This window comes from Stenotrophomonas sp., assembly GCF_032099025.1.
Lineage (GTDB): Bacteria > Pseudomonadota > Gammaproteobacteria > Xanthomonadales > Xanthomonadaceae > Stenotrophomonas.
This window is the reverse complement of the sequence record NZ_DAMCID010000003.1, coordinates 137,405-149,011: the sequence shown is the minus strand read 5'-3', so window position 1 is coordinate 149,011 and position 11,607 is coordinate 137,405. Positions and strand designations below refer to the sequence as shown.

The following is an 11,607-nucleotide window of genomic DNA, read 5'->3' as shown; positions in this document are numbered from 1 at the left end:
AGGGTATCGGCTGCGTGAAATCCTGTCGCCTGCTACAGGTCGAAAACCTTGCCGGGATTCAGCAGCCCTTGGGGATCAAACGCACGTTTGACCGCCTTCATCAGCGCTATTTCCGCCGCGCCACGGGTGCTGTCCAGGTAGCCCTTCTTGACCAGCCCGATGCCGTGTTCGGCCGAGATGCTGCCGTCGAAATCCTTCAGCACCTGCGCCAGCAGCTTGGTCACGTCCTCGCACTGCTGCAGGAACTGCGCGCCATCGGTGCCATCGGGCTTGAGCACGTTGATGTGCAGGTTGCCGTCGCCGATGTGGCCGAACCAGACCACGTCGAAGTGCGGGTAGGCCTCGCCGATCAGCGCCTGGGTGCGCGCCATGAACGCCGGCATGGCCGAGATCCGCACCGACACGTCGTTCTTGTAGGGCGTGTAGCGCGCCACCGCCTCGGTGATGCCTTCGCGCAGGCGCCACAGCTGCGCGGCCTGTGCATCACTCTGGCTGACTACGCCATCGCTGACCCAGCCCTGCTCCATGCAGGCTTCGAAGGCGGCCATCGCGGCGGCCTCCTGCGCGTCGTCGCCCGCCGCGAATTCGGTCACCACGTAGAAGGGGTGGACCTCGGCGAACGGGGCCTGCGCGCCATGCGCCAGCACGTGCTCCAGCGCCCGGTCGGTGAAGAATTCGAAGGCCTGCAGCTGCATGCGCTCGCGGAAGGCGGCGAACACCTGCATCAACACCTCGAACGACGGCAGCGCCAGCAGCATCACGTTGCTGGCCGGCGGCGGATCGGTGAGCTTCAGGGTGGCCTCGACGATCACGCCCAAGGTGCCCTCGGACGCGATCAGCAGCTGGCGGAAGTCATAGCCGCTGGAGTTCTTGATCAGCCCCTTGTTGAGTTCGAGCAGCTCGCCGCTGGCGGTGACCACCTTCAGCCCGGCGATCCATTCGCGGGTATTGCCGTAGCGGATCACGCGGATGCCGCCGGCATTGGTGGCGATGTTGCCGCCGATCGAGCACGAGCCACGCGCCGCGAAATCGACCGGGTAGATCAGGCCGTGATCGCGTGCGGCATTGTGGACCGCCTCCAGCGCCATGCCGGCCTGGACCGTCAGCGTGCGGTCCACCGCGTCGAAGGCCAGCGGCTTGTTCATGCGTTCCAGGCTGAGCACCAGCTCGCCCTGCGCTGCCACCGCGCCGCCACTCAGGCCGGTTCGCCCACCGGAGGGCACCACGGCCACGCCCTGGGCACTCGCCCAGCGCAGGATGGCCTGGACCTGTTCGACGCTGCCGGGCAGCGCGATCGCCAGGGGCGCCGGCGTCCAGCGACGGGTCCAGTCGCGCCCGTAGTGTTCCAGGTCGCCCGGCTCGGTCGTGAGCCGCAGCCCGGGGCAGTCCTGCAGGAGCGATTCAAGGCGCGGGTCGGTCATGGGAACAAGAGCGGGCGGGAATCGGAAAGGGTAGCGCACGCCCGTGGGTCGTGCGACCTCGGCCGATATTGGTCGCATCTGAAACCGTCCGCACCGGCCATGGCGCACCGCACCATCGGCGCCCGATCTGGCATAGTGGGCAGCTCCCGTCCAACATGCTGCCGCTCGCCCATGTCGCCGAAGAAGACCTCGTTCCCGAAGCAGGATATCCGCGTGTTGTTGCTGGAGGGGGTGAGCCAGACCGCGATCGACGTGTTCAGCGCTGCCGGTTACTCCCAGATCGAACTGCACAGCAAGGCGCTGCCCGAGGACGAGCTGAAGGCCCGCATCGCCGAAGCGCACATCGTGGGCATCCGCTCGCGCACCCAGCTCAGCGCCGACGTGCTGTCGCACGCCAAGCGCCTGATGGCGGTGGGCTGCTTCTGCATCGGCACCAACCAGGTGGACCTGGATGCCGCCGAACTGGCCGGCATACCGGTCTTCAATGCCCCCTATTCCAATACGCGCAGCGTGGCCGAACTGGTGATCGCCGAGGCGATCATGTTGACCCGCGGCATTCCGCAGAAGAACGCCGAATGCCATCGCGGCGGCTGGTCGAAGTCGGCCGCGGGCAGCCACGAAGTGCGCGGCAAGACCCTGGGCATCATCGGTTACGGCCACATCGGCACCCAGGTGGGGGTGATGGCCGAAGCAATGGGCATGCAGGTGATCTTCCACGACATCGAAACCAAGCTGTCGCTCGGCAACGCGCGCGCGGCGATCGATCTGGACGACCTGCTGTCCCGCGCCGACATCGTCACCGTGCACGTGCCCGAGACGCCGGCCACCCAGTGGCTGATCGGCGCACCGCAGCTGGCCCGCATGCGTGCCGGCGCGCACCTGATCAACGCCGCGCGCGGCACCGTGGTCGACATCGATGCGCTGGATGCGGCGCTGCGTTCGGGCCACATCGGCGGCGCGGCGCTGGACGTGTTTCCGGTCGAGCCCAAGGGCAACGGCGACGCGTTCGTGTCGCCGCTGACCGCGCACGACAATGTCATCCTCACCCCGCACGTGGGGGGCAGCACGCTCGAAGCGCAGGACAACATCGGCATCGAAGTGGCGGCCAAGCTGGTGCGCTACAGCGACAACGGCAGCACCCTGTCGGCGGTCAACTTCCCGGAAGTGACCCTGCCCGAGCATGAGGACAGCCTGCGCCTGCTGCACATCCACCAGAACGTGCCGGGCGTGCTGTCCAAGGTCAACGAGATCTTCTCGCGCCACAATGTCAACATCGACGGCCAGTTCCTGCGCACCGATCCGAAGGTGGGCTACGTGGTGATCGACATCACCGCCAGCGAGGCACAGGCCGGCGCCGTGCGTGACGAGCTGGCCGCGATTCCGGGCACCTTGCGGACGCGCGTTCTGTATTGATCGCAGCGGCGACAGACGGTGCGGGCGCGCGGCGCGATGCGCGTTGGAATCAGCGCGCCAGCCACCGTTTGGCCATGCGCGGCAACGAATCGTCGCCGTCAGGCGTCTCGATCGCCGCGTTGGCCACGTCGACCACCTCGCGCCAGGCCAGTGCCAGCGATTCCTCGCTGATCGCGAAGGTCTCGCTGCCCAGCGCACGGACCACATAGCGCGCGTCGTAATGCCAGTGCCCCGGAACGTCCGTACGTTCGGGAATCCAGTGCTTGTCGATGTCCAGCAGCACGCCGTCCTCCAGCACCAGCCCGCCCAGCCCGGATTCCTCCTCGGCCTCCTTCAGCGCCACCTGGGCCAGGTCGCGCTCGCCGTCGGCATGCCCGCCCAGCTGCAGCCAGCGGTCCAGCTTGCGGTGGTGGGTCAGCAGCACCCGCGCGCCGTCGGCGCTGACCAGCCAGGCGCTGCCGGTGAAGTGCCCGGCCAGGCGGCTGCGCAGGAACGGGTTCTCCGGGTCGTCCAGCAGTGTGCTGAATTCGTCAGCCAGCGCGGCGTGTTCGGGGTAACGACGGGCGTAATCGGCCAGTTGGGCGCGCAGCGCGGCGTCAAGTCCTACAACGGATTCAGGGATAAGGGACATGGCGACCGGGGTGGGAAGAAGAATATGACGATTATCGCCGGTCATGCTGCATTTGCGCTTGTGCGCAGGCTTCAGCTTTGGCTAAGGTACAGCGGTCGCCCTCGTGGGGGCGGCACAGCGATTCATCAAGGTGCGCGGCAATGCATCGCGCACCTACCTTTTTATTCAGCGGGGCCGAGCCCCGCTCTACTGGGAAGCATTGCATGCTGAAGTCTCTGTTGAGGGTCAAGCCGGTCGAACCGGCCGGCCACGTTGATGCCGGCGAGCCGGTCGAAGGCAGCCTGGACGGCGAAGCCACACTGAAACGGACCCTCACGGCGAAACACCTCATCATGCTCGGCATCGGCGCGGTGATCGGCGCCGGCATCTTCGTGCTGACCGGCCAAGCCGCCGCCAACCACGCCGGCCCGGCGGTGATGCTGTCCTTCGTGATCGCCGGCTTCGCCTGCGCCCTGGCCGGGCTGTGCTATGCCGAGTTCGCCGCGATGATGCCGGTCTCCGGCAGCGCCTACTCCTACTCCTACGCCACCCTGGGCGAAGGCATGGCCTGGTTCATCGGCTGGTGCCTGGTGCTGGAATACCTGTTCGCCTCGGCGTCGGTGGCGGTGGGCTGGTCGGCGTACCTGATCAGTTTCATCACCACCACATTGCACATGCCCTTCCCCGACGCGCTCAGCTCGGCCCCCATCGCCTGGACCGGTCATGAGTTCGTATCCTCCGGGAAGCTGTTCAACCTGCCGGCGGTACTGATCGTGGCGGCGGTGTCCGGCCTGCTGTACGTGGGCGTGACCCAGTCGGCCTTCGTCAACGCGATCATCGTGGCCATCAAGGTCACCGTGATCTGCCTGTTCATCGGCTTCGGCGCCATGTACATCGACCCGGCCAACTGGACGCCCTTCATCCCCGAAAACACCGGCGTGTCCGGCGAGTTCGGCTGGAGCGGCGTGTTCCGCGCGGCGACCATCGTGTTCTTCGCCTACATCGGCTTCGATGCGGTCTCCACCGCGGCAGGTGAAACCAAGGACCCGCAGCGCAACATGCCCATCGGCCTGCTCGGCTCGCTGGCCGTGTGCACCATTGTCTACATCATCGTGTGTGCGGTACTGACGGGCCTGCTGCCGTACAACCTGCTGGGCACCGACAAGCCGGTGGCCACGGCACTGGAAGCCTACCCGAGCCTGTCCTGGTTGAAGACCTTCGTGGAAATCGGCGCGATCGCCGGCCTGTCCTCGGTGGTGCTGGTGATGATGATGGGCCAGACCCGCATCGCCTACACCATCTCGCGCGACGGCCTGCTGCCGAAGATCTTCGGCAAGGTGCACCCCCGTTTCCGCACCCCGTACTGGGCGACCATCGTGGTCGGCGTCCTCGCCGCCACGCTGGCCGGCCTGATGCCGCTGAACGTGCTGGGCGAGCTGGTCTCGATGGGCACCCTGCTGGCCTTCGCCACCGTCTGCGTGGGCGTGCTGGTGCTGCGCTACACGCGCCCGGAGCTGACCCGTCCGTTCCGCGTGCCGGTGGTGTGGCTGATCTGCCCGGTGGGCGCGCTGTCCTGCCTGTTCCTGTTCTGGCAGGCGTTCGTGGTGCATTGGCACCTGTTCGTGGGCTGGACGGTACTGGGCCTGCTGATCTACTTCGGTTACGGCATCCGCCACAGCAAGCTCAACAAGGCGTCCTGATCCATGCTGAAACAACTGTGGGCCACCAAGCACCCGCATGCCGCCCATGAAGACGCCAACGGACTGAGCCTGCGCCGCACGCTCGGCCCGTGGGGCCTGACCGCGCTGGGCATCGGCGCGGTCATCGGCGGCGGCATCTTCGTCATCACCGGCCAGGCCGCGGCCAACCATGCCGGCCCGGCGATCATGCTGTCGTTCGTGCTCGCCGCGATCTGCTGCGCGTTCTGCGCCATGGCGTACGCCGAATTCGCCGCGATGGTGCCGGTCTCGGGCAGCGCCTACACCTACACCTACGCGACCTTCGGCGAGCTCTCGGCCTGGTTCATCGGCTGGATGCTGGTGCTGGAATATGGCGTCTCGGCGTCGGCGGTGGCGGTGAGCTGGACGGGTTATTTCCTGAGCCTGCTCAGCCATTTCGACCTCTACCTGCCAGCGGCGCTGGTCAGCGCACCGCTGGACGCGCAACTGCGCCCCACCGGATCGATCGCCAACCTGCCGGCCGCCATCCTGGTGCTGCTGCTGACCTGGCTGTGCTACGTAGGCATCAGCAAGTCGTCGGCGATGAACATGGCGATGGTGGTCCTCAAGACCGGCCTGATCGTGCTGGTGATCGTGGTCGGCTGGAAGTACGTGGACCCGGCCAACTGGACCCCGTTCATTCCGGCCAACGAAGGACCGGGCAAGTTCGGCTTCGACGGTGTCCTGCGGGGTGCCGCGATGGTGTTCTTCGCCTACATCGGCTTCGAGGCCGTGTCGGTCGCCGCCCAGGAATCGCACCGCCCGCAGCGCGACATGCCCATCGGCATGCTGCTCTCGCTGGTGGTCTGCACCGTGCTCTACATCGCGATGGCCGCAGTGATGACCGGGCTGGTGCCGTACACGATGCTGGGCACCGACGAGCCGGTGGTGACCGCGGTGGCCGCGCACCCGGGCCTGGGGTGGCTGCGCGTGGTGGTGGAGATCGGCGCCTTGATCGGCCTGTCCTCGGTGGTGCTGGTAATGGTGATCGCGCAGCCGCGCATCTTCATGATCATGGCCCGGGACGGCCTGCTGCCGCCGGTGTTCACCAAGATCCACCCGACGTACCGCACCCCGCACATCAACACCGTGATCACCGGCATCGGCATCGCCCTGCTGGCGGCCCTGTTCCCGCTGGACGTGCTGGGCGAACTGACCTCGATGGGCACCCTCATCGCCTTCGCCGCGGTCTGTGCCGGCGTCCTGATCCTGCGCCGCACCCAGCCCGACCTGCCCCGCCCGTTCCGCATCCCGGCCGCCTGGCTGATCTGCAGCCTGGGCGTGCTGAGCTGCCTGGCCCTGCTCTCGGCCATGACCCTGCACAACTGGATGCTGATGGGCGTCTGGACCGTCGTCGGCTTCGCGATCTACTTCGGCTACAGCATGAAACACAGCCGCCTCCGCGGCTGACGGAACGGCCGTCCCGACGGCCCCCGCGCATCACCCTGAAGAGCCGGCCAACATGCCGGCTCTGCTTTTCCCCCTCCCCAGAAATGCTGGCACTCGCCCGGCCCAGCCCATGAAACCTGCTTTTAACGCCTCACGAAGCTAAAATGCCAGCCATGAACTCCACCCCCTATGACACGGCCCGGCTCAGCGAACTGGCCCAGGTGCTGATCGACAACATCCGCGAGCTGGCCCAGGCCGGCTGGACGCCCGCGACCAGCAGCAACTTCTCGCATCGGCTGGACGACCGGCATGCGGCCATCACCGTGTCCGGCAAGGACAAGGGGCGCCTGATCGAAGACGACATCATGGTCGTCGACTTCGACGGCAAGGCCGTCGGCCGCCCGTTGCGCCCCTCCGCCGAGACCCTCCTGCATACCCAGCTGTACCGCCGCTTCCCCGAGATCGGCTGCGTGCTGCACACCCATTCCCCCGTGCAGACCATTGCCTCGCGCCTGTACGCCGCCAACGGCCATATCCGGCTGGAAGGCTACGAGCTGCTCAAGGCCTTCCACGGCAACAGCACCCATGAAACGGCGGTTGAAGTGCCCGTGTTCGCCAACACCCAGGACATGGACGAGCTCGCCGCCAAGGTCGAGGCCACGCTGGACGAAGGCTGCATGTGGGGCTACCTGATCGACGGCCACGGCCTGTATGCCTGGGGCCGCGACATGGCCGAAGCCCGCCGCCACCTGGAAGCCTTCGAGTTCCTGTTCCATTGCGAACTCGAGCTGCGCAAGTTGCGCGGGCCCTGAACGAACCCGTGTCGACCGGATACCGCCTGGAGCCGGCCAGCGGCCGGCACTACCGGCGCTGCCGACATCCGCTGTAGCGCCGGCCGCTGGCCGGCTCCCGGGAGCGCCTGGCATTTGCGTGGAGCCGGCCAGCGACCGACATCCGCTGTAGTGCCGGCCGCTGGCCGGCTCCCGGGAACGTCTGGCATGGCGTGGAGCCGGCCAGCGGCCGGCATTCGCTGTGGCGCCGGCACCTCATGCCTTGGCGTCATGAGGACGCATCCCCATTCAGCCCCCTGCGCTGATAATCTTTCACACCCCCCGACGTTCAAGCTGCCGCCATGAGCCGACTGCGCATCTACGACGACCACGCCCCCGACGCCCCGCTGCTGGACACCCAGGACGGCGCGATCATTGCCGACGCGTTGAAGAAGATCGGCGTGACCTTCGAACGCTGGACGGCTGCGCACGAGGTCGCGCCCGGCGCCAGCCAGGACGAGGTGTTCGCCGCCTACAGGACCGACATCGACCGCCTCGTCGCCGAGCACGGCTTCAAGAGCGTGGACGTGGCCTCGATCGCCCCGGACAACCCCAATCGCGCCGAACTGCGCAGGAAGTTCCTGGACGAACACCTGCACAAGGAAGACGAAGTGCGTTTCTTCGTCGCCGGCTCAGGCCTGTTCACCCTGCACGTGGACGCCAAGGTCTACGAGATCGAGTGCGTGAAGGATGACCTGATCGCGGTGCCGGACGGCACCACGCACTGGTTCGACATGGGCGACGAACCCAGCTTCGTGGCGATCCGCTTCTTCACCGAGCCGGATGGCTGGGTCGGGCACTTCACCGGCAGCGACATCGCGCAGAAATTCCCCCGCTACATTCCGACCAAGGCGTCCTGATCCATGCCCCACCCCACCGTCATCCTCACCGATATCGAAGGCACCACGAGCAGCATCTCGTTCGTCAAGAACGTGCTGTTTCCGTATGCGCGCAACGCCCTGCCCGGCTTCATCGCCGCGCACGGCCAGCAGCCCGAAGTACGTCGGTGGCTGGATGTGGTGGCCGTGGAGATCGGCGGCGCCTGCCAGGACAGCCTGATCGTGGAGACCCTGCAGGGCTGGATCGACCAGGATCGCAAGCACACCGCGCTCAAGGCGCTGCAGGGCATGATCTGGGAAGCCGGTTACCGCAACGGCGACTACAAGGCGCACTTCTACCCTGAAGTTGCGGCGATGCTCAGCGGCTGGCATGCAGAAGGCAAGCCGCTGTATGTGTATTCCTCCGGCTCGGTGCCGTCGCAGAAGCTGTTCTTCGGCTTCAGCGAGGCAGGTGATCTCACCGCGCTGGTGTCGGGATGGTTCGATACCGAGATCGGCGGCAAGCGCGACGCTGCCAGCTACCGCAACATCGTGCAGGCGATCGGCGTGCCGGCCAACCAGATCGTGTTCCTGTCCGATGTGGTCGAAGAACTCGATGCGGCCCGTGAAGCCGGCCTGCAGACCCGCCTGCTCGATCGCCTCGAGGATTACCCGCTGCCGCGCACCGGTGACGCCACCAACGGCCACGACCGCGTCGAGAATTTCCAGCAGATCACGCTGTAACGCGCGTCGGGAACCGCACAGCCACGCATGGCGTGGCTCTACCGCAGGACGTTGGCCAGCGAGGTCATTCGCATCGTCCGGCGTAGCGTCTGCAGGTCGGCATCGCTGCTCACGCGAATCGTCACAGGCTCGCCCGGCACCAGGTCCAGCGCGTTGTCCGTCAAGGTGACATCGCGCCCATCGAAGTCGATCCACAATGCGCGCACCAGGGACGGCGAGCGCAGCGTCAGCACGTACCCGCCGCCCTCGGTCTGCAGGTCGCTGTCGATCTGCACCTTCGGCAACTGCATGTCCTTGGCCGCCGCAAAGTACACCACCTGGCGCGACAGCACCCGCTGGCCTTCGAGCAGTTCCACCACCGCCACCGTCCGCGCCGGGTCCGCCTTGCCCAGCAGCTGCGCGTCCGTGAACCGCCCCACCTCCAGCGCCGACAGTACGGGTACCACCACCGCATGCTGCTGTCTGGACAGCTCGCGCCCATCCACATCCATCACCCGCAACCGCCATTGCGCCGTGAGCGGCGCCTGCAGGTCGTTGAGCAGGCTGACCCGGGTGACGCCGTCGTCGCGCAGCGCCGCCACCGCGTGGTCGGCAAAGAAGCGCCGGGCATGGAAATGCAGCGCCTTCCAGCGACCGGCATGGTCGATGCTCGACCACGATGCGCCGGGCCACACATCGTTGAGCTGCCAGTACAGCGAGCCCATCGTGTAGGGACGCGAGGCGCGGTGGTGCAGCGCGGCCAGCGCGATGCCCTCGGCCTGCATCACCTGGCTCAGGTAGACGAACTCCGCGAAGTCGCGCGGCGTCCCGAACTCGCGCTCGATGTACTGCAGCAACCGCTGGTTGCCCTCCCCCGCCATGAACTTCTGGTGGGCGCGCACCGTGGCGCTGTCCATCCGACGCTCGTCTGCCGGAATGATGCCGTCGAGCGTGCGCAGTACCGGCCAGGCCTGCAGCCCGTATTCGGACATGAAACGCGGGGTCTCGCGCAGGTAGGCCTGCACCGGCAGCGCCGGGTTTCCCCACACCTGCCAGTAGTGCTTGTCACCGCGCGTGGAGTCGTTGGCTACGGTGTCCAGGTCGTTGCTCGGCGAGCTGGACCAATACGGCACGCCCAGCCCCTCCTCGGCCACCACCTTGCGCAGGTCGTTGCCGAACAGATCCACGTAGCCCTGCCAGACGCGAGCGGCAAACACGGGATCGGCTGCCTTCAGGTCGCGACCGTGCCCCCAGTCCTTCCAGGCGGTCTCTTCCTCGTTGTTGCCACACCACAGCACCAGGCTGGGGTGGCGGCGCAGCCGGCGCACGTTGTCGCGCGCTTCGGCCACCACGTTCGCGCGGAAGGCCGGGGCGTAGCCGGGCTGCATGCCGCCGCCGAACATGAAGTCCTGCCAGACCAGCAGGCCCAGCTCGTCGGCAATGTCGAAGAACGCATCGTCCTCGTAGTAGCCGCCGCCCCAGTTGCGCAGCATGTTCATGTTGGCGTCGCGCGCGGCGGTCAGCTCACGCCGGATCCGCGCCGGGTCGACGCGCGCCGGGAACATGTCGAACGGAATGACGTTCGCGCCCTTGGCGAAGATCGGCACCCCGTTGATGACGAAGGTGAAGCCCTGCCCGCCCTTGGCATCGTTCTCACGGCGCAGCTCCACCGTGCGCAGCCCGGTGCGGATGCTGGCCTCCACGGCATCGCGGGTGCCTGCATCCACACTGGCACGCACCGTGTAACGGGCCTGCTCGCCCTGTCCCACCGGCCACCAGCGCCGCGGCTGCTCCAGCCGTACCGGCAGCGACACCACCTGCCGGCCTGCGCGCAGCGCAGCCGCCTGCTCCACGGTCGCGGCCACCCGCCCGTCCGGATCGATCAGCACCACGCGCACGCGGGCATCGCGCGCCGCTGCGCTCTCTACGTCCACCACCACCTGCAGCTCGGCACGCTTCGCATCCAGCGCCGTGGTCTTTACCGCGACATCGGTGATGCGCTGTGCGCCCCAGCTCTCCAGCCGCACCGGACGCCACACGCCGGCGGTGACATAGCGCGGGCCCCAGTCCCAACCGAAGTGGTAGCCCGGCTTGCGCACGAAGTTGCCGACCATCGCGTCCCTGGGCTCATCCCCGTACGGCGACGGGTAGTTGCCGGCGATCTTGTGCGGCATCGCCTGCACACCCGGCAGCAGCGTGGTGATCGGCGAGCGGAACACGATGCGCAGCACGTTGCCGGTGGCGCGCAGCTGCCCATCCACCCGCGCACGCCAGGTGCGGTGGCTGTTGTCGGCACGCAGCAGGGCGCGGTCATTGAGGCGGACCTCGGCGAACGTATCCAGCCCGTCGAAGGCCAGCTCGGCGTGAGCGCGTGCCAGCGTGGCCGCGTCCACGTCAAACGTTGCCTGGTACTCCCAGTCGGCCAGGCCGATCCACTGCAGCCCGGCCTCGGGTGCACCGGCATGGGGGTCGGGAATCACGCCATTGGCCAGCAGGTCGGTATGCACCGACCCGGGCACCGCCGCCGGCCGCCATTGCCCGGCCTCGGGATGCGCCGCCAGCTGCGCGTTGCCCGGCAGCAGCCGGAACGACCACTGCGCCTGCAACGGCACCGCACCTGCGGGCAGCGCATGAAGCGCAAGCAGCAGAACCAGTCCAACGCCCCACGCCCATCGCTTCATGCAT

The 11,607-nt window shown here is 67.3% G+C and carries 9 protein-coding genes; 6 read left to right on the top strand and 3 right to left on the bottom strand.

The window, feature by feature from the left end; all coding sequences use genetic code 11:
• Positions 1-32: 32 nt before the first annotated feature.
• Positions 33-1,421 carry an FAD-binding oxidoreductase gene (locus RT456_RS03925; protein ID WP_313342776.1) on the bottom strand — a complete coding sequence of 463 codons (1,389 nt, stop codon included), beginning with the start codon at positions 1,419-1,421 and terminating at the stop codon, positions 33-35.
• Positions 1,422-1,592: 171 nt separating this feature from the next.
• Between RT456_RS03925 and serA the strand changes: the two genes are divergently transcribed.
• Positions 1,593-2,834 (top strand): phosphoglycerate dehydrogenase, encoded by a 1,242-nt coding sequence (gene serA / locus RT456_RS03920; RefSeq protein WP_313342774.1) that lies wholly within the window; start codon positions 1,593-1,595, stop codon positions 2,832-2,834.
• 49 nt (positions 2,835-2,883) lie between these two features.
• On the opposite strand, the gene RT456_RS03915 is transcribed toward serA, so the two are convergent.
• Entirely contained in the window at positions 2,884-3,465 is a 582-nt protein-coding gene (locus tag RT456_RS03915) for an NUDIX hydrolase (protein ID WP_313342771.1), read from the bottom strand.
• Between the two features lie 203 nt (positions 3,466-3,668).
• Between RT456_RS03915 and RT456_RS03910 the strand changes: the two genes are divergently transcribed.
• The 5 genes from RT456_RS03910 to mtnC all read left to right on the top strand — a co-directional run bounded on the left by RT456_RS03910 (position 3,669) and on the right by mtnC (position 8,943).
• Positions 3,669-5,144: an amino acid permease gene (locus tag RT456_RS03910; protein WP_313342768.1), complete on the top strand. Its 1,476-nt coding sequence runs from the start codon at positions 3,669-3,671 to the stop codon at positions 5,142-5,144.
• 3 nt (positions 5,145-5,147) lie between these two features.
• Positions 5,148-6,572 (top strand): amino acid permease, encoded by a 1,425-nt coding sequence (locus tag RT456_RS03905; protein ID WP_313342765.1) that lies wholly within the window; start codon positions 5,148-5,150, stop codon positions 6,570-6,572.
• Between the two features lie 152 nt (positions 6,573-6,724).
• Positions 6,725-7,363, top strand: a complete 639-nt coding sequence (locus tag RT456_RS03900; RefSeq protein ID WP_313342762.1) for a methylthioribulose 1-phosphate dehydratase — start codon at positions 6,725-6,727, stop codon at positions 7,361-7,363.
• A gap of 320 nt (positions 7,364-7,683) precedes the next feature.
• Positions 7,684-8,241: an acireductone dioxygenase gene (locus tag RT456_RS03895; RefSeq protein ID WP_313342759.1), complete on the top strand. Its 558-nt coding sequence runs from the start codon at positions 7,684-7,686 to the stop codon at positions 8,239-8,241.
• Positions 8,242-8,244: 3 nt separating this feature from the next.
• Positions 8,245-8,943, top strand: a complete 699-nt coding sequence (gene mtnC / locus RT456_RS03890) for an acireductone synthase (protein ID WP_313342756.1) — start codon at positions 8,245-8,247, stop codon at positions 8,941-8,943.
• 38 nt (positions 8,944-8,981) lie between these two features.
• On the opposite strand, the gene RT456_RS03885 is transcribed toward mtnC, so the two are convergent.
• On the bottom strand, positions 8,982-11,603 hold the full coding sequence (locus RT456_RS03885) for a glycoside hydrolase family 2 protein (protein WP_313342753.1): 2,622 nt from the start codon (positions 11,601-11,603) through the stop codon (positions 8,982-8,984).
• Positions 11,604-11,607: the final 4 nt, after the last annotated feature.